Below are 21,119 nucleotides of genomic sequence, written 5' to 3' on the forward strand. Positions count from 1 at the left end.
TTCATGATACAGAAAATCATTCTCATTATATAATTGCACTAAACCTATTCTAATTAATTTTATTATTCCACGATAATTTTTTCTGCATCTGACTTACGAATTGATAGTTCATAATCTCTGACTGTTATTTCAATTGGGTCTCCAAGAGGAGCTACTTTTCTTACAAATACATCAACACCTCTCGTAATTCCCATATCCATTATACGTCTTCGTGTGGCTCCTTCCCCTTCTAACTTCTTGACTTTTACAGTCTCCCCACACTTAATATCCTTTAGTCTGTTCATATCATTACCTCCCTATATTATTATTCTACTTGCCATCTTTTTGTCTAATGCAACTCTAGTATCTTTTACATCTATTATTAAATTCCCATCTATCTTAGAAATTATTTTAACATTTGTACCTACTACAAAACCTATACTATTTAAAAAAGTTCTTGTCTTGTCACTTCCTGAAATCTTCTTTATAACTACTTCTTCTCCTGTATTTGATAGTATCAATGGCATCATATAATATTCCTCCTCTTAAACTAATCTAAATTTATAAGCAATCGTTATCTCATATATAAATTACAATATTTTATCTTAAATTTTAGTCAGTTAAAATAATCACCTATTTTTTTCCTTCTTTTTACAATTCTTAATTTTGATTTAAGTCTATCATAATAGTATGAACTTTGCAAGTGATTATTGTATTCTTTTGATTTTTTTTCTCATTTGATTCAGTCTATTAATAATTTTGATAAAAACTCATACAAAAATAAAGATGCTTTAAGATAGTATGTTTAACTATCTTAAAACATCTTTATTGTGTAGATGTTTTCACATTATTTATACATTTTTTTCTTCTTTTTTAAAAACTATTTTCTCAAAATCTTTTACAGGCATTGGTTTAGAAAATAAGTATCCCTGTACCATATCACATCCAATTTGCTTTAAAAAATCTAATTGTGAAATGGTTTCTACTCCTTCTGAGATTACCTTCATTTTTAATTCCTTTGCCATTCTAATGACATTAGATATAACAATTTTTTCATTGTTACTCTCATCTTTTTCTGTAAAAAATGCCCTATCTAATTTTAATATGTCAACAGGTAGTTCCTTTAGAAGATTAAGCGAAGAATATCCTGTTCCAAAATCATCCATAGAAATCACAAACCCATTTTCTTTTAGATGATTCATTGTGTCAATTAAACCGTCTATATTATCTAATACTGCTGTTTCTGTTAGCTCTAATTCTATAAAATTTGTTGGTATTCTGTATTTATCTACAATTAGTCTAAACTTCTCAACAAAATTACTATTTACAAAATGCATTCGAGACAAGTTAACAGATATAGGTACAACTTTTTGACCTTCATCCATCCATTCTCTAATCTTTTTACATACTTCCTCAAATACATAGAAATCAATATTTACAATAAAGCCATTTCTCTCAAATACAGGAATAAATTCTATTGGTGGGATTAGTCCTTTCTTTGGATTATCCCAACGGACAAGTGCTTCAGCCCCTATAATCTGGTAATCTAAAAGACTATATTTAGGCTGAAAATATACAATAAATTCTCCGTTGTTAAGAGCATCTATCATTGTATTTTCAATTTCTTTTTCTTTTAGTATTTTCTTATGCATTTCATCATTATAAAAAGCAAATGAATTTTTATGACCACCTTTTATAGTCTTTCTTGCAGTATTTGCTCTATCCATAATAGTGTTTATATCTCTATCATCTTTATTTATTTTGTATATACCACAATCTAAAATCAACTTATAGTAATTTATCTTATGATTACTAAATATCTGAACTTTGTTATAAATACTATTTAGCCTTGCTTTAATATCTTCATCTGTCTTATATCTAATAAGAAGAACAAAATGGTCAGCAGAAACTCTTGCAAAAATTTCATCCTCATGCAATTCACTTGCAATAGTATTTGATATATGTATTAAAGTATTATTTCCCACATCATATCCAAACATATCATTTATGTACTTGAATTTATCAACATCCATATAAAATAACACATATGATTCTGGATTGTTTTTAGCAAATAATTTCTCTGCATTTATTTTAAACTTCTCTACACTCGCTGCTCCTGTTAATGAATCTGTATATGCAATTTTCTTTAGAGAGTCCTCTTTCTTTTTCTTATTGTAAATTATATATTTGATGGCAATTAAAAACATAATACAAATGCACATAATAATTTGTACTGAATACTCTTTAAAAATGATACCAAATGGTACCTTATAAGGCTTATTAATGGTGTTAGAATATATACTGTCATTTAACTGTTCATCAGTAATTTTGCCTATTGATTTATTTAAAATTGATATCAATATTGGGCTAATTTTATTTGATACTCCTATACACATTCCATAATTAGTATCTAAAACAGATATAATCGATAGATTATTACATTTTCCTTCCTTTAAGAGTTCATCAAACTGATAAGAACTAAGTACCATTAGGCTTGCTTTTCCTTCATCTATGGCATCTAAACAATCTTCTATAGACTTATAAGATGTTGTTTTGGCATTTTCAAAGCTTTTTTCTATGTAAGAATCAATAGACTTATAACTACTTGTTAAAGCAATATTTAAATCATTATTGAGATTAGTTCCTAGTTTTCCAACCATAACTATAGGTATATTTATGTATGGATTTGTCAGTTTCATACCAAATCGTTTTTCTTTATCATCTTCATTAATTGAGCCACAAAGCATATCTGCCTTTCCATTTTTTATGTAATTAAGACTCTCATTATAATTTTTTGTTTCAATATAGTCAAATTCTATTCCACATTTTTTTGATATAATTGACATTAAGTCAGAACTTATACCTTTAAATGAATTACTTTCTACATCATAATATTCAACAGGAGACCACTCAGAATCGTATACCATAGTAAGCTTTGGATTGGCTTTAATAAAATTAATTTCTTGACGAGTAAATGCTATAGAATTAGTAACATCTCTTTTAAAATATTTTTTATATAATTCCATATCATAGTACATATCATTCATTTTTAATTCTTTTAAAGCATAATCTAATTCTTTTACTAAATCAGTTTTCTCTTTTGTAGTAGCTAAATAAAAAGGTTCCATTGAAAACTTACTAACTATCTTCATTCCTTTTGCATTTACAATGCTTCCACAAACAAAAGCATCTGCTTTATTTTTATTAACAGACTCAATTAACTCATCGATAGAATTACAATATATATATTTTACTGAAAATTTATTTTCTTTTCTATACTTCTCAAATGCAATATTATGAAAATTACCTTTGAGCACAGCCACTCTCATATTGTTAAATGAACTTATATCTTCATAAAACATATTGTAGTTACTTTCATTTGTATATAGTGCACTATATTCATATCCTGAACTTATTTTAGGAAAATTAAATATTTTACCTCTTTCATCATTACTCTGTAAAGGTCCAAGTAAATCTATCTCACCGTTTTCTAATCTATCTAAACATTCTTCCCAAGACCCTTTTACAAATTCATATTTCCATCCTGTATACTTTGAAATTTCTTTTAAATAATCATAACCATATCCTGTATAAGAATGTTCTTCGGATGAAGATATAATTCCATAGTTATCACAATATCCAACTCGTATTTTTTTTGAATTTTCAGACTCATCGGCAAAACATTGAACACTATTAAGACACGATACAATAAGCAAAAATATCAAAGAAAGTACTAAGAAGTGCTTTTTAAATGCTTTCATATTTAAAAACCTCCAATTTGCCAACTTACTTTAACTTATTTAGAATTTCAGTTGTAACTACTTTTATTGTAATGGTAAATATATCAAATTGCAATATTCTCATATAATATTCTTATTCAAGTACAAAGAATTTTCTTATTGTTTATTTAAATAAATAGTATTATAAACTCATTAAAAATCATAAAGACATAATTAACACTATAATGTCAATTAACTATATCTCAAAAATATAATAACACTAAAATCTAATGGCACTACTAATATTTTCAAATATTAATAGTGCCATAAAACTTTTAAGATTAATTAAATCTTTTATATATTTTATAATATGCTATACTAAATATTTATCTAAGAAACTTTTTTCTTTAGCACTAAACACTTGTGCTTGAACATCAGAATAATTTTTTGAGTATGTATCAATAAAACCATGATTTGCATCTAAAATCTCGATTTGAACATTTTGTTTTCTAGAAAGTTGGCAAAAAATAGAATCAACATCAAATGAATCATGTTTTGCAAACACTAACAAGGTAGGACATTTCGGAGTTACCTCCATATAATCTCTAATTCGAGAACCATAACAACAAACTATACCATCGCAAAGAGAGTCTTCACTACATCTCCATGCAATAGTCGCACCAACACTATATCCTATAACAAGTACATATTTGTATTCTGATTTTAAGTCATTTATAAGTTTTTCTACTTGTTTATAAATATCAAATCCAACATTGTCTATAAAAAAACCATACGCCTCTTGAGATTCTGAATAAGAAAAAACTTTCCTATCTCCCAAAAGCTCTGGACAAAACACATCATATCCATCTTTATAATACTTTTGACAAACATCTTTTATAAAATTATTAGCTCCATAAATTTCATGTAGTACAACAATAGCTATATTACTTTTATGTATATACTTAATCAGATTGTCCACCACCTGTCGATATTTTTTACATTTAGTTTAATGTATTCTTTTAAGTATGTCAATTTACTATCTCTAAAATCTGACTTATAAAATAATCCATTTATTACAACAAACTTTCTGCAAAGTAAAAGTGACTAAGTAGTAAAAATCAACACTCATGTAACAATATTACACAAGATATGCAGTAGGCATGCCCCCCAGCCAGTTAGTTTTTTCGAATATATTTATATCAAATTAATTTCATAGTTATATAAATTAGAGATAATAAGACTAAAAAATTGATTTCATTAAAACTATATTTATACTCATTTAAATATTTACAAGATTATAACTATAAAATAAAATACAACTATTAAAAAGGAGTATATCCTTATAATTTTAAAAATCATAAATGATATACTCCTAAAAATCTACTTAACTTATATTAAATTTATTTTCCAAAATATCTATTTAATAATCCTAAGAATGCTTTACCATGTCTAGCTTCATCTTTACACATTTCATGTACTGTATCATGTATAGCATCTAATCCTAATTCTTTAGCTTTTTTAGCTAATTTTAGTTTTCCATCAGTTGCTCCATACTCAGCGTCAACTCTAACTCTTAAGTTTTCTTTTGTATCTGCAACTACAACTTCTCCAAGAAGTTCTGCAAATTTAGCAGCATGCTCAGCTTCTTCAAAAGCTATTCTCTTATAAGCTTCTCCTACTTCTGGATAACCTTCTCTATCAGCCTGTCTACTCATTGCTAAATACATTCCTACTTCTGTACATTCACCAACAAAGTTAGCTCTTAATCCTTCGATTATTTCTTCGTCTACACCTTGAGCTACACCTATTCTATGCTCATCAGCCCAATTTTTTTCGCCTTTCATTTCTTCAAATTTATCAGCTCCAACTTTACATACTGGACATTGTGCTGGTGCAGCATCCCCTTCATGTATATATCCACATACTGTACAAACAAATTTTTTCATAATTACTTTCCTCCTAAATTTTATATATCAAATTAAATTTTTTATTTATCAAGTTAGTTTATATATACCCGAGGCATATACCTTTAAACAATTTTTTTAAAGTTTTTTCTAAACACTTACTTTCCTTGTGTTAACAGTATGTTTCTATAATAATGTCCTTTTAGTTTTATTAATTCTTTATGATTTCCAGATTCTAAAATTCTGCCATTTTCTAAAACTATTATATTGTCACAATTTGATATAGTACTTAATCTATGTGCTATGATTATACTGGTCTTTCCAAAAGTTAAATTATTTATTGCATCTTGAATCTTGGCCTCTGTTGCTATATCTATATTGCTTGTAGCTTCATCCAAAATAAGTACAGGTGCATTTTTTAATATTGCTCTAGCAATACTTATTAACTGTTTTTGACCTTCGCTTAAATCCTCACCCCTATCTGATAATACAGTATTATATCCTCTATGCATTTTCGTTATAAATTTATGTGAATTTGCTATTTTACTAGCATATATAACATCTTCATCAGTAGCCATTAGATTCCCATATCTTATATTTTCCATAACTGTATCATTAAATATATAACTTTCTTGTGGAACTACTCCAAAACAAGTTCTTAAATAATTTCTATCAATAGAATATATATCTTCACCATCTAAAAATATGCTTCCTTTATCTACTTGATAAAAATTTGTAATTAGATTTATAATTGTTGTTTTCCCACTACCAGTCTCTCCTATAATGGCATTTGATGTGCCTGCCTTTATTCTTAAGTTTATTTTATCTAAAATCTTCTTTTTTGAATTATAAGAAAAACTTACATCTTTAAGCTCTATCTCTCCATTTGAAAAAGAAGATTTTAGATTATCATTCTTGTTATCATTAAACTTGTCTTTAAATACATCCTTTGCTTCTTTTTCCTCTTTCTCATCTATAATCTCAAAAACTCTTTCACATCCTGCTATTGCTGAAAGTAATGTATTAAATAGATTTGCCAATTCATTCAATGGTCTTGTAAATTGTCTTACATAGCTTAAAAAACTGGCTATAACTCCTATAGTTATAATATCTTTAGACGCCAAGACTCCACCTATAATACATATAGTTGCAAACCCTATATTGCTAATTACATTCATAATAGGCATTAAAAGAGATGTATAGATTTGCGATTTGAGTGAAATATTCAGTAGCTTATCATTAACTTCCTTAAAATCATTTATAGATTTTCTTTCATAGTTAAAAGATTTTACTACATTTATATTAGATACCATTTCTTCAATATGAGAATTTAACTTCCCTAACTCCACTTGTTGTTGTTTAAAAAGAACTCTAGTCCTCTTTGCTATAAAGTTACTTAGAAACATTACTATTGGTATTAATATAATACTACAAAATGTTAAAATTGGACTTAATATAAACATCATAATGAAAGTCATCAATATATTTAAAATTCCTGTAATTAATTGTACTAATGAATTTGAGATTCCTGTGCTAATATTATCAACATCATTTGTTACCCTGCTCATAATATCTCCAGTAGAACTTTTATCAAAGAAGGTTATTGGTAGATTTTTAAATTTCAAAAACAAATTACTTCTCATCTCTTTAACTATACTTTGAGATAGTCTAGCTGTACATATCCCCTTAGACAGTTTAACTGAAAATTCAATTATATAAAATGAGAGTAATATAATTATGCCTTTTAAGAAAATGGACTTCGAATACGTATCAATATTTATTATGTCAACTACTTTTCCAAGAGTATATGGTATTATAGTTGATATAATAGAGTCGATTATTACTAGCAAAAAAATGAATCTAGTAATCTTTTTGTCTTTTTTAAAGTATATAAAAACTCTTTTAAATGTTTTTTTAAAATCTTTGGGCTTCTCTTTTTTCTTTAATCTACTGACCTTTTGATTTCCAGTACTTAAATTCAATATACTTCCTCCTTAATTTACATCTTCATTTGCTAAGTTCTGCAACTCAAAAATTTTTTTATAAATTGGAGAACTAACCAGTAAATCTTCATGTGTAGCAAATCCAACCACCTCTCCCTCATCTAAGACTAAAATTTTATCACAGTCAATTATAGAGCTAATCTTTTGTGAAATAGTTATTATAGTACATTTCTTATTTTCTTTGTCTCTTAAATCTTTTATATAATCTTTTATATTCTTTCTAATAGTTGTCTCTGTATTAATATCCATTGCACTAAAACAATCATCAAGGATTAATATTTGTGGCTTTTTAGCTATAGCTCTAGCTATCGTAATTCTTTGTCTTTGTCCTCCTGATAGGTTTTTACCCCTTTGAAATAAAACTTCATCATAAGAATTTTCAAGTTTTGTTATAAATTGATTTGCATTTGCTATCTCGCACGAATTTATAACATCTTCTCTACTTATATCCTTATTTCCCATAATTATATTTTCTAGTATACTTTTCCCAAACACACTACTATTTTGAAATACTACACCTATTCCCTCTCTTAAACTTTCTTCAGAAATACTGTATATACTATTTCCTCCAATCTTAATATCTCCTTTATCAACTATATATAATTTTTGAATTAAATTTATTAAAGAAGTCTTTCCTGAACCAGTCTGACCAATTACACCAATGTTTTGACCTTCTTCTATTTTAAAAGATACATTTTTCAATATTTGTTCATCCGTATTTTTATTATATGAAAAATACACATTTTCAAAAACTATATCACCACTTGTAAGTTTAAATTTCTTTTCTTCAATATCTAAATTTACATTTTTCTCAATTATTTCTTCATTCTCATCAAGCAAAACTTCACTTACTCTTTCATATGAAGCTTTTGCTCTAACAAAAACATTAAAAACATGTGAAATCATTATAAGTGATGTTAATATCCTAGTCATATAATTTACATAAGCAACTATAATTCCAATTTTAATTTCCCCTGAATAAACTAAATATCTTCCAATTAATAAGATTATTATTATGGAAACATTAATAATTATTGTAATTGTAGGTCTAAAAAATGACATCATTGTTGTAGCTTTTCTACTGTTTTGGAAAAGCGCCTCATTTAACTCTTCAAAACGTTTGCTCTCATAATCATATCTGCAAAATAGCTTAACTACTTTTATGCCACTTAAAAACTGCCTTAATTTTGAATTTATCTTATCTGTACTTTCTTGCACATTCTTAAATAATCTATAGCCAATCTTCATATTGAGTAATATTATAATAAATATGATTAAAACTGCAACTAAGATAATTATTGACATCTTTAAATTTAATTTTATAGCTATAATTAAACTTCCTATACACATGATTGGTGATTTTATAAAAACTCTCATCATTCCATGTACGAATTGTTGTATTTGATTAATATCATTAGTAATTCTTGTTATTAGTGAAGCTCTACCAAATTTATCTATTTGTTTTAATGAGTATGTATTTATCTTTTCAAACACATCTTGTCTCAAATCATAAGAAAAACATTGAGAAACTCTTGCTGAGATTATACTTCTTATTATTGAAAATATTGCACCTAAAAAGGTTATACCTATCATTAAAGCTCCTGTTGATAATATGTAATCTAAATTCTTATTTGAAACTCCTATATCGATTATTTTTGCCATTATAGTTGGTTGAGCTAAATCACAAAAAGCTTCCAGTGTCAAAAAAAATACTGCTGTAAAAAATAACACTATATATTTTTTTATGTATTTTTTAAAATACCTCATTTAATCATCCCTTCATAGAATTTTCTCATTATCAAAAGTATATCATAATGGCTAATTTAATTGATTGTATCAATTATAAATATTTGTTTTATTATTAAATTTTATACTATACACTTTATAAATTATTTGTTTTTATTTCCTATATTTATATATATTTATAGCATACTATTATATATAATATATATGTATTAAAATTAAGACAAAACTTTAACTTTACTATTTGTCTAAAAAGTAATATAATTTAAAATTGATTATAAATCTAACTTTTTCTCTATCAAAATATTTTAGGAGGTGAGACATTTGAAAAAAACTAATAGTTTAAAAGAAGTTTTAAACTGGAATAATATCAAGAATTTAAAACCTTCAAATGGTTTAAAAAATATATTAGAAATTTTTAAAAATGACCTAAAAGATATACGTGGAAATTATGCAGTACTTGTAATAGTTGTCGGACTTGCTTTTTTACCTTCTTTGTATGCCTGGTTTAATATAAAGGCATCTTGGGACCCTTATGGAAGTACCGCTAATATGCTTGTAGCAGTAACAAATGAAGATAAAGGAAATGAAATAGCAGGTCAGAAGATTAATGTAGGAGACCAATTAATTGAACAACTTAAGGATAATAAAAGTTTAGGTTGGCAATTTGTAGATGAAAAAACCGCTCTTGAAGGTGTTAAAAAAGGTACTTATTATGCATCACTTAAAATTCCAAAGAATTTTACAAAAGATTTAACATCATTAATTACAGATGATGTTAAAAAAGGTGAAATTATTTATACAGTAAATGAAAAAATAAATGCAGTTGCACCAAAAATTACTGATAAAGGTGCTTCTACAATACAGTTGCAAGTTAATCAGACTATAGTGAAAACAGTAAGTGAAATTGTTCTTGGTATATCAAATGGAGTTGGTGCAGGAATTGAACACAGTCTTCCAAAATTAACAAAGGTTGAAAGTTCTCTTATCGACCTTCAAAAGAGATTCGACCATATAAATAAGACTGTCGATTTAGCCTCTGATGCTACTTCAAAGTTGTCTGATACAGTTAAAGATATTAAATCAGATTTACCTACAATTAAAAAGACTTTAAATGATACAAAACTGTTATCAAATGATTTAAAGAAATTCTTAGAGGATACAAATGATAATTTAGATGAACTTTCTCCTCTTATAAAATCTGATTTAAATTTAATGGTTGACCTTTCATCTTCTGCTTCTTCTCTTACACTAAATTTAATTGATGCCGTAAATAATGGAAGCGAAGATGTACCTAAGTTGATAGATAATTTATCAGAAAAGCTTTCTAATTTACAATCTTTAAATGATACATTAGAAGACTTTTTAACTAAATTAAATCAGCTTACATCAAACCATCGATTGGATGATGTAATAGATAACTTAGAAGACTCTAACAATAAAATAGATTCTTCTATATCAACATTGAATGACATTAAAAACAAGGTTATATCTGGGCAACAACCATCTATAAGTGCATTAAATAACGTTTTAAGTTTATCAAATGGTATCGGAAGGATTAATTTAAATATTTTAAATAATTTTGATTCAAAAATATCAAAACCTATAAATAGCATATTTTCAAACAGTATAAAAGTAGCAAATGATATAATCACTGTACTAGACAAGGCAGAAGCAAAACTTCCAAAGGTTGAAGAAATACTGACTACTTCTCTAAGTCTATCAGGAAATGCACAGGAAAGTATATCATTAATAAGAGAAAAGCTTCCTCTAGCAAAAGGAATGCTAGATGACTTGATTAATAATTTAAGTAAGATTAGTAATGGTGAAGATATGAAAAAATTAGTCAGCTTACTTGAAAGTGATATATTAACCAAGTCTAACTTCTTAAAGGAACCTGTTGAAGTGAAAACAGAAAAATTATATCCAATTGAAAATTATGGCTCTGCAATGACACCATTTTATAGTGTTCTTTCTACATGGGTAGGTATATTGCTTCTTTCTGCATTATTATCTACATCTGTACATGGAAACTATAAGCCATATGAAATTTATTTTGGAAGAGGTCTTACTTTTCTAAGTATAGCTCTTATTCAAGGCTTCATAATCGGAACTGGAGATATACTATTATTAGGAGTAACAGCAAAACATCCAATTTTATTGATACTTCTGCTTATGTTTACTAGTATGGTATTTAACTTTATTGTTTATTCTTTAGTTTCTGTATTTGGAAATGTAGGAAAAGCAATTGCAATAGTACTATTAGTAGTTCAGATTGGTTCTTCTGGTGGTACATTCCCTATACAGGTTACACCTACATTTTTCCAAAGAATAAACCCTATAATGCCATTTACCTATGCAATAGGCGCTACAAGAGAAGCAGTAGGTGGTATATATGCTCCAAATTTAACTAAAGATATATTAGTTCTGTTGTTATTTATGATTCTATCTATTTGTTTAAATGTACTTCTAAAAGGACCTATAAACAGAATTATAAAACCATTCAATGATAAATTTGGTGATAGTAATTTAACTGGTCATTAAAAAATCAATTCTGTATTTAAATATATTTTTTAGAAATAGTACTTAATATTTATATTGAAGGTAGTAACTTCTCAGTTACTACCTTTTTTAACTTCAAAATTAAAATTTATTATGTAATTTAAATGACTGATATTCATTCATTGACTTTAAAAATTCCTTATGTTATTATGTACTTGAAATTATAAGGAGGATACTATATGGCACGTATTACTAAAGAACCAAGTGAACGTAAACAAGAAATTTTAGATACTGCAATAAAATTGTTTTATGAAAATGGATATGAGAAAACTTCTATAACTGATATTGCAAAACATATGAATGTCGCACAAGGATTATGTTATCGTTATTTTCCATCAAAAGAAAACCTATTTGACAGTGCTATAGACTACTATGCACAGACTTTAGTGGACAAAATGTCTACTATTATAGACAATGCAGATAAAACATTAAAACAAATTATTGAAGAAGTTCCTACATTTATTGATATAGAAACTGATGATAACCTTTACTATAAAGTATGCCATGGAGAAAAGAGTAAAAAAATTCATGACCAATTATCTTTAAAAATTTGTGAAAAACTTATTCCCATAGTAAAAAAACAACTTGAATTAGCTAACTCACGAGGAGAAATTAATGTCCCTGATATTGACACAACAACATACTTTTGTGTATATGGTCAACAAGGTATATTATTGCGTAAAGATATTTCCAATAATGAAAAATCAGAAAAAATTCGTTCGTTCCTAGGTTATCTTATGAACATCTAAATATATCCCTGCTTAATAAACAGGGATATATTCAGTATTCAATATAACTTACATAATTTAATTAAGATAATCAATTATTCCTGAGTTTAAATTATACAGATGTTCAAATCCTTCCTCAGCTAATAAATTGCATGCAGTAACACTTCTATGACCACTTTTACAATAAACCACTACTTTCTTATCTTTATACTCATAAATTTCATCTATATTATTGATTAGCTCCTGTAAAGATATATTTATAGCATCTTCTATTTTACATTCTCTAAATTCATCTTTAGTTCTTACATCTAGTAATAAAATATCATTTTCATTTTTCATCATTTCTTTAAGTTGTTTCTTATTTATATTCTTGTACATATGTCTAAGATTCCTCCATTTTATTTGTATATGTTACTTATACCCTTTATTCTTCATACAGCAACAAATATTCTTTTTTATTTTTATCAGCTATACAAAAAGGTATACTTATTAAAAAATTTTTATTAATAATAATCTGTTGATTTAAATAATTAAGAATGTTATGCTAATTATAAATTATTAAAAGGGAAAAGAGGTAGTGTAATATGTTTAAGCAAAGGCTCTCTAAATTATTATCTAGTACATTAGTATTGAGTATGTTATTTACTGCTACTCCAAATATTACTTTTGCTGATAGTAATGTAAAAGATAACTCGGAGAAATATCAAAGTTCTGACATAAAGCTAAATGATTATAGCAAAAACTCAGAATCTTATCCAAAAACTAAAGCTCTTGCTAAAGAGAAAATTAAAACTTTATTATCTAAGTATGGAATTGAAAATGCTCAATATGCTTTGATTGATAATGGTAAAATTGAGATTTCTGGTAATGGTGGAGTCTACAGTAGACAAGATAATAAAAATTTAACTAAGGATAATATGTATAATATTGCATCTATCAGTAAAATATTTACTACTACTGCTGTTATGAAGTTAGTAGAAGAGGGAAAAGTAAAATTAGATACTCCTGTTGTAAATTATATACCTGAGTTTAAAATGGCTGATGAGAGATACAAGGAAATCACTCCAAGAATGTTATTAAACCACTCATCAGGATTAATGGGAAGTTCTTTAAAAAATGCTCTTTTATTGGGAGACAATGATTCTTATGGTCACGATAGTTTCCTAGAAGAATTAAAGAAACAAAGATTAAAGGCTAAACCAGGAGCTTTTTCTGTCTATTGTAATGATGGATTTACTTTAGCTGAAATTTTAGTGGAAAAAGTATCTGGCATGCCATTTACTAATTTTATTGACAAGTACATAAGCAGTCCTCTTAATTTACAAAATACAAAAACTCCAGAAGATAGTTTTGATAGCGCAAGACTTGCAAAAGCCTATGTACCTTATTTTGAAGATGCTGTACCACAAGATAATTTTAATACTATAGGTGCTGGTGGTTTATATTCAAGTGCAGAAAATCTATGTACATTTGCACAAACATTTATGAAAAATTCAAATGGTATTCTTTCACCTTCTTCAATAAAAGCTATGGAAAACAAAGAATATTTAAACGGTCTATGGCCTGAGGGAGAAGATTCTATACTTGGATATGGCTTAGGTTGGGATTGTGTAAACACTTATCCATTTAATCAATATAACTTAAAGGCTCTTACAAAAGGTGGAGACTCTTTACTATTCCACAGTAATATTATAGTGCTTCCAGATGAAAATATGGCAGTTGCAGTTGTTTCTTCTGGTGGAAGTAGTCAACTTAATGAAATAATTGGACAAGAAATGTTGCTGTCTGCATTAAAAGAAAAAGGTAAAATTAAAGAAATAAAACCTGATAAAACATTCAGTAAACCACAACAAGTTAAAATGCCAAGTTATTTAAAAGAAAACAGTGGTCTTTACGCTTCTTCAAATATGATAAAAGTTGATGTTAATGATAATGGTACTTTAACAGTGTCTTCTCCTTATCTAGAAAATGGGCCTGAAGATAAGTATGTATACATAGGTCAAGATAGATTTGTATCTGAAAAGGGTAATAGTTGCTTAAAATTTGTAAAAGAAAAAAATAATATTACATATTTAAATATGAGCTCTTATGATGATGTCCCTGGATTAGGTCAAACAGCAAGTTTGTATTATGTAGCTCAAAGAGTAGATAATAATGATATATCAGATAGCGTCAAAGAAGCATGGAAAAAAAGAAATGATAAAGGTTACTATATAGTAGATGAAAAATATACTTCTCAACACTATATGTTTGGTTCTGTAAAAGCAGTTCTTGGTCTTTCTGATGGAACTCCTGGTTATATAGCTAATACTAAAATAGCAGATGAAAATAACTCAAATGCTTTTATAGAAATACCTGGTGTGATGGGACGTGACTTAGCTGATATTAAACTTCATAAAGAAAATGGTACAGAGTATTTAACTTTTGCCACACAGACATATGTTAGTGAAGATTCTATAACTAATTTACCATCAGAAAAATCTTTTACATGTGAGTTAGCATCTAATGGTTATGCAAAATGGTATAAAATTGGTGACGATATAGCAAATAAAAAAATAGAAGTTAATCTTCCTCAAAATTCGTCTTTTGCTGTTTATGATGATAAAGGAGTTCCTGTAAACTATTCTTTAGTTACAAAAAATAATAGAGTTAGATTGCCAAAAGGAGGCATAATTGTTTTCTCAGGAAGTCCAAATGCTAAATTTGAAGTTGCGTACCAAGATGAAGTAAATGCAAGTACACTTACAGGAACTGATAGATATGAAACTTCTATTAAAATAAGTCAAGCAGGTTGGGAAAATGCTGAAAATGCAGTTTTAATAAATGACTCAGCAATTGCAGATGCTTTAGCTGCAACACCACTTGCATATAAGAAGAATGCTCCTATATTATTAACTGGAAGCTCTCAAATAAATGAAAAAACTTTGACTGAATTGAAAAGATTAAAAGTAAAAAATGTGTACGTAGTTGGTGGAGAAGCTTCTGTAAATGAAAAATCATTAGATACTATAAAATCAAATAATATTTCTGTATCTAGAATTTCAGGAAATGATAGATATCAAACTTCTATGAACATTGCTAAAGAATTGAATAATATTAGTAACATATCAAAGATTTCAGTAGTTAATGGTGAAAAAGGATTAGCCGATGCAGTAAGCATTGGAGCTGTATCAGCTCAAAATGATATGCCTATAATACTTACTAATGAAAACAGTAATATAGATGAAATAAACAACTTGTTTAAAAACAAAAAAATTGAGAAGTCTTATGTAATTGGTGGAGAATACACAGTTTCTAAAAATATAGAAAGTAAACTTCAAAATCCACAAAGAATATCAGGTAGCACTAGAAATGAAACTAATGCAAAAGTAATAAAAGAATTTTATAAAGATTCTAAGATAGACAACTTATATGTTGCAAAAAACGGAATCAATAAACAAGATGATTTAATAGATGGATTATCTGTTGGAGTTTTAGCTGGAAAAACTAAGTCTCCTGTAATATTAGTAGGAAATTTATTAGATTATAATCAAAAAGAACTATTTAAAACTATGAGATTTAAATCTGTAACACAAATTGGTGGAAATGGAAATGAGAATTCATTTAAACAAATCAAAGAAATAGCTTAACATGTTAAAAAGGGCTATATTTAAGTAATATTACTTAAATATAGCCCTTTTCTATCTATTTATCATTCATACTCAATAGTTTATCTAAATACACTGACTTTAATTGCTTACTAGCTAAAATCTTTTTAGCTGGTTCAAGTTTTAAGATGGCTGATAGTATAGCTCCCATAGCTCTATGACTAGCTAAGGCATTATTATCAAAAATCAGATTTTGTAATTGCCCTTTTTCAATTGCCATTAGAACTGCTCTATGTACTGAGTTTGCTGGAGTTATTATCTTTTCATCTCTCTTTAATAACATAATACTATTTTTATGGCAATTTCTAACACAAACTCCACAACCTAGACATCTATCCTCATCAATTTTTATATATTCTTTATCATTTTCCTTGACCTTGCTTATTGCATCTATAGGACATGCAGTTATACACTTTCCACATTTTACACAACTTTCATGGTTTATATTTGGTATAAAACTAGTTGTCTGTACTGGATGAAGATTTCCAAATCTTTTAGCTGCTACTAATGCCTCACAACAACAGCCACAGCAATTACATATAAATGTAACTCCTTTTCTAACATTTTCTCCACATTGAACTAAGTTATGCTCATATGCTTGATGAAGTAACTCTTTACATTCTACTTTATCTACACGTCTTGCAAACTTATTATTTATTAAAGAATTTGCTACATTGTCAAATGTCATACATATATCCATAGGAGCATCACAAGCCTTACCAACATGTTGCATTCTATGTCTACAGTAGCACATACTTACACCTATATGAGTCGATTCATCGATTATATGAGTAGCTCTTTCGTAATCTAAAATACTAACTTCATTATCATTAGTCAAAACTTCCTCTTGAACATACACTCTTCCAAGCTTTGTTTCTGTTGAATAAAATAAATCTTTAATAAAATCTTCCTCTACATTCATATATTGATAGTAAAGTTCTGCTAAAAGTTTTTGGTCTATATCATGTCTTGTTCTCATCATAGCAAACTCAAAAAAGCCAGCCATTGGAGGAGGCATTATATATTTTTTCCCTTTATTATCTTCTATATCTAGTATCAGAGCCTTACTTGCAAGTTTGTCTAATACTCTATATGCTTCACTTTCACTTACACTCCAGATTTTAGCTGCTGTTTTTACTCTAAAAGGCTTTATTGGAAGCTGAGCTACTAATTTTGCTTCTTGTTCTGTATATAATACATTTAGTATTTTGTATAATGTATCTGATGGTGGAGCACCTTGTGGAAACTTGTTTATTCTTTCCTCTAAACTTTTATACATGTTCTTCGCAGTTATATGAGAAATAGTAATCACCTTCTTTTTCTTTTGTTTTCCAATAAAATCAAATATTTATACTTATTTATAAATACTTTATCTAACCCCTTACCTTATATAATACCAATTCTTTCTAAATAGTTAAATACCTCTAGTAATTTATTTATTAGATTTCTTATATAAATAAAAAATCGTTCAATTTGTATAATAATAGTTTATACAAATTAAACGATTTTAATAATATTTTATATATTTAAAAATTACTTTTATACTTAGATACTTTCTCTTCTTATATTATCTATTATATTTTCTTTGTTCAATTTACTCATTGGTATATAAGCTGCTATAAAAGTTATTATAAAAACACTTACTATACATATAGCTATTGCTGCCCATGGTATGACAGGGGAAAACTCAATTACACCTGAAATAAGTTTATTCATAACTAGAGTCATTCCAATACCAATTGGTATCCCAAATATTAAAGACAGTATACCATAAATAAAACTTTCTAAATATATCATTTTTCTAAATCCATTAGGGGTAACTCCTATAGATTGTATTATAGCAAGCTCTCTTTTTCTTAGATTTATACTTGTACTTACTGTATTTAGTATATTTGTAACACTAACTAGAGATATCACTACTATAAAACCGTATACAAATATTTTGACAACTTTTAGATTTTGTTTTTCTTCTTCTCCTCCTGCACTTTCATCATGGAAGTTAAAATTATTTTTATCAGCTAAAGATTCTATTTTCTTCTTAGTCTGAACATCTCCTCCTAAGTCGATAAATATAAGACTTTTATTTAATTTTAGACCTAAATTTTTAGCAACTTCATCATAAGTTATAAATTGCAAGCCCATATTTTGATATCCCATTCCTAAACGTTCTTCATCAGTTATCGCAAGAATTTTAATCTTCATTTTTTTACTTGAACCATTGTCATCAAGATATTCACAATTTAGTGTATCTCCAACTTTGTAATTAGTTAACTCCACTATACCTTTTTTACCTCTAGATTCAAAGTAGCTTTTTCTAACTAGTATCACACCATTTTCTTTAATTGCTTTTTCCTTATCAAAAGAACCTTTTACTAAATTATTTGTTTTATTTTTTATTGCAAACTCTCCTGGAAAATTTAATTCATTATTGCTAAAGTCGTATTCATAACTATCTCCACTCTTATGTTGTTGATAATACTCCTTAATTAAATCCTCCTTGGATTTATTTATTTTATTTTCACTTACTTTTATAGACATAGATTGACCTGTTGCGAATTCAAAGTTCTTTACTTCAGGAATATCCTGTAGTTTACTTATGACATCATCAATAGGTCTAGCTGTACCCTTTGCAGTTAAATACAAATCATAGTTTCTTTGAGAACTTCTAATTTCCTCACCTCTTAACAAAAGCAATGTAAATCCACTAAAAGATATAAATATTATTATACTTATCATTAAAGAAAAAAGAGTCACTATGAATTTTTTTCTATTTCTTTTCATATTTTTATATGCAAGTACTCCTTCAGTCTTAAAAATAATTTTGATAAGCTTTGAATCTTTAACTTTTCTCACTTTATACTCTCCACTGTTCTTAATTATATCAAGCGGAGAAACATTAGAAGCTGCTATTGCAGGTAATAGAATTGATATAAATATTGTAAATAAAACTATTATTATACTAACAATAATTATTATTGGATTATACACTATTTGTAAACTCATCTGTGTAACAATCGATTCTGTAAAATACTTATTTATAGTTTTAAATAATAAGTCTATAGCTATTGTCCCAGATATTAGTCCTATTGGTATTCCAATTAAACTAATTATAATACCTTCTATAAAGACTAACCTTTTAATTTGGCTAGATGTAGCACCTATAGAATTTAATATGCCAAACTGTTTTTTTCGTTCAGTTATAGAAATACTAAAAGAATTATATACTGTAGCAATCGTGCATATAATTACTAATATAGTTACTAATGCAATTATAGATTTTACAGAACTATTTATATTCTCATATTTACTGGCGCCTTGTAATCTCAATAAATGTTCATTGTATTTTACCATATCAGAAATTGATTCTTCATCTTTATTTGGATATATGTTTTTGCTTATTTTTTTACTTATTTTATACACATCTTTAGGATTTTTTACTGTTACTGAGATGTTCATTGCTCCTTTATAATCAATCATAGGATTAAAGTAAGTTATAGCAGTTGTAATCTCATCATAAAGCTCAAATCCAGGCTTTTTAATTATACCAACCAGTTTAAAAGTGCTATCCTTTTCATTTGCTATATAATCACCTTCATGAAATACCATGTTATCAATCTTTTTCTTATTTGAGTCAAACATGTCTCCTACTTTTAAGGTTATTTCGTCTCCTATTTTTAATTTATCATCCATAAGATTAATAACATTTTCACTTAGAACAATTTCTCCTTCTTTAGATGGCAATCTACCTTCTTTTATAGAAATTTGATATCCCTCCATGGCATTTTTATCATACTGTTTTATACTTAATATACCATTCTCACTATTTTCCAATTTAGAATATCCAATTTGCTTAGTAAATGCATGTTTTTCTATTTCAGCTGATTTTGTTACATATTCCATATTCTTTTTGTTTACATCATGGAATGTAACATGAAAACTTCCATCATTTTTTATAGTTTCTCTTACTTGATAATCCATGAAACTTTCAAATATATTTCCTATACCACAGATTAAAGCTGTTGAAAGTATTATCCCAATTATAGTTATAATAGTTCTTCTTTTATTCTGTTTTAAATATCTAATAGTTAGTGATGTATATAAATTCATCTACATCACCTCATCACTTTTTATAATTCCATCTTCTATACCTATAATTCTATCAGCCTGAAGTGCTATGTCTTTATCATGAGTTATCATTATTAGAGTCTGATTGTATTTCTTTACTGACAGTTTTAATAATCCTAGTATTTCTTTTGAATTTTTACTATCTAAATTACCTGTTGGTTCATCTGCTAACACTATAGAAGGTCTATTAATCAAAGCACGTCCTATAGAAGTCCTTTGTTGTTGACCCCCTGATAACTGGTTTGGAAGATGTTTTTCTCTATCGTTTAGACCTAATGTTTTCATCAAATCATTTAAATATTCTTTGTCAATATCTCTATTGTCAAGTTCTGCTGGAAGCAATATGTTTTCCTTTACAGTTAAGACTGGAATTAAGTTATAAAATTGATATATAAGACCTATATTTCTTCTTCTAAATATTGCTAAATCTTTAATTTTTAAATTATAGATATCCACATCATTTATATAAACCTTACCACTAGTAGGTCTATCAACACCTCCTAGCAAATGCAATAATGTACTTTTACCACTTCCACTTGGACCTGTTATTGCTATAAACTCACCTTTTTCAATTGATAAGTTTACATTTTTTATAGCATCAACTTTTGTTTCATTTTTACCATAACTTTTAGTTAGATTTTCTACTCTTAAAATTTCCATGGCTACCTCCAATATTTATATTCTATACTTCATATATTAGACTTTAGCT

The 21,119-nt window shown here is 27.2% G+C and carries 14 protein-coding genes; 3 read left to right on the forward strand and 11 right to left on the reverse strand.

From position 1 onward, the window contains the following. Positions 1 to 62: 62 nt before the first annotated feature. The 7 genes from Q3304_RS04855 to Q3304_RS04885 form a co-directional block, all read right to left on the reverse strand. The gene (locus Q3304_RS04855; RefSeq protein WP_021384243.1) at positions 63 to 284 is read right to left on the reverse strand and encodes a ferrous iron transport protein A; all 222 of its coding nucleotides are present in this window, start codon (positions 282 to 284) and stop codon (positions 63 to 65) included. Positions 285 to 296: 12 nt separating this feature from the next. Further along, positions 297 to 509 (reverse strand): FeoA family protein, encoded by a 213-nt coding sequence (locus Q3304_RS04860; RefSeq protein ID WP_021384253.1) that lies wholly within the window; start codon positions 507 to 509, stop codon positions 297 to 299. Between the two features lie 321 nt (positions 510 to 830). Then, complete coding sequence (locus Q3304_RS04865; RefSeq protein WP_407814114.1) at positions 831 to 3,740, reverse strand: EAL domain-containing protein; 2,910 nt, start codon at positions 3,738 to 3,740, stop codon at positions 831 to 833. Positions 3,741 to 4,071: 331 nt separating this feature from the next. Then, on the reverse strand, positions 4,072 to 4,680 hold the full coding sequence (locus Q3304_RS04870) for a dienelactone hydrolase family protein (protein ID WP_407814113.1): 609 nt from the start codon (positions 4,678 to 4,680) through the stop codon (positions 4,072 to 4,074). Positions 4,681 to 5,098: 418 nt separating this feature from the next. Continuing rightward, a complete protein-coding gene (locus Q3304_RS04875; protein WP_074178981.1) occupies positions 5,099 to 5,644 on the reverse strand; it encodes an NADH peroxidase in 546 nt (181 codons plus the stop codon). 116 nt (positions 5,645 to 5,760) lie between these two features. Beyond that, positions 5,761 to 7,584, reverse strand: a complete 1,824-nt coding sequence (locus Q3304_RS04880; RefSeq protein WP_407814112.1) for an ABC transporter ATP-binding protein — start codon at positions 7,582 to 7,584, stop codon at positions 5,761 to 5,763. A 12-nt stretch (positions 7,585 to 7,596) separates the two neighbouring features. Continuing rightward, positions 7,597 to 9,372 (reverse strand): ABC transporter ATP-binding protein, encoded by a 1,776-nt coding sequence (locus Q3304_RS04885; RefSeq protein WP_407814111.1) that lies wholly within the window; start codon positions 9,370 to 9,372, stop codon positions 7,597 to 7,599. Between the two features lie 291 nt (positions 9,373 to 9,663). Between Q3304_RS04885 and Q3304_RS04890 the strand changes: the two genes are divergently transcribed. Continuing rightward, positions 9,664 to 11,892 (forward strand): YhgE/Pip domain-containing protein, encoded by a 2,229-nt coding sequence (locus tag Q3304_RS04890; RefSeq protein WP_407814110.1) that lies wholly within the window; start codon positions 9,664 to 9,666, stop codon positions 11,890 to 11,892. A 197-nt stretch (positions 11,893 to 12,089) separates the two neighbouring features. Next, positions 12,090 to 12,659, forward strand: coding sequence for a TetR/AcrR family transcriptional regulator (locus Q3304_RS04895; protein WP_407814109.1), 570 nt, complete (start codon positions 12,090 to 12,092; stop codon positions 12,657 to 12,659). 57 nt (positions 12,660 to 12,716) lie between these two features. On the opposite strand, the gene Q3304_RS04900 is transcribed toward Q3304_RS04895, so the two are convergent. Beyond that, positions 12,717 to 13,016, reverse strand: a complete 300-nt coding sequence (locus Q3304_RS04900) for a rhodanese-like domain-containing protein (RefSeq protein ID WP_407814108.1) — start codon at positions 13,014 to 13,016, stop codon at positions 12,717 to 12,719. A gap of 206 nt (positions 13,017 to 13,222) precedes the next feature. Here Q3304_RS04900 and Q3304_RS04905 point away from each other — a divergent pair, with 206 nt between their 5' ends. Then, a complete protein-coding gene (locus Q3304_RS04905; protein WP_407814107.1) occupies positions 13,223 to 16,267 on the forward strand; it encodes a serine hydrolase in 3,045 nt (1,014 codons plus the stop codon). A gap of 55 nt (positions 16,268 to 16,322) precedes the next feature. Here the strand turns inward: Q3304_RS04905 and Q3304_RS04910 are convergent, their stop codons facing one another. The 3 genes from Q3304_RS04910 to Q3304_RS04920 form a co-directional block, all read right to left on the reverse strand. Beyond that, positions 16,323 to 17,597: a 4Fe-4S dicluster-binding protein gene (locus Q3304_RS04910; RefSeq protein WP_079740315.1), complete on the reverse strand. Its 1,275-nt coding sequence runs from the start codon at positions 17,595 to 17,597 to the stop codon at positions 16,323 to 16,325. A gap of 233 nt (positions 17,598 to 17,830) precedes the next feature. Next, positions 17,831 to 20,392 carry an ABC transporter permease gene (locus Q3304_RS04915; RefSeq protein ID WP_407814106.1) on the reverse strand — a complete coding sequence of 854 codons (2,562 nt, stop codon included), beginning with the start codon at positions 20,390 to 20,392 and terminating at the stop codon, positions 17,831 to 17,833. Continuing rightward, complete coding sequence (locus tag Q3304_RS04920; protein ID WP_054269948.1) at positions 20,393 to 21,070, reverse strand: ABC transporter ATP-binding protein; 678 nt, start codon at positions 21,068 to 21,070, stop codon at positions 20,393 to 20,395. Positions 21,071 to 21,119 lie beyond the last annotated feature (49 nt).

Source organism: Clostridioides sp. GD02377 (assembly GCF_045899875.1).
Classification (GTDB): domain Bacteria; phylum Bacillota; class Clostridia; order Peptostreptococcales; family Peptostreptococcaceae; genus Clostridioides; species Clostridioides difficile_A.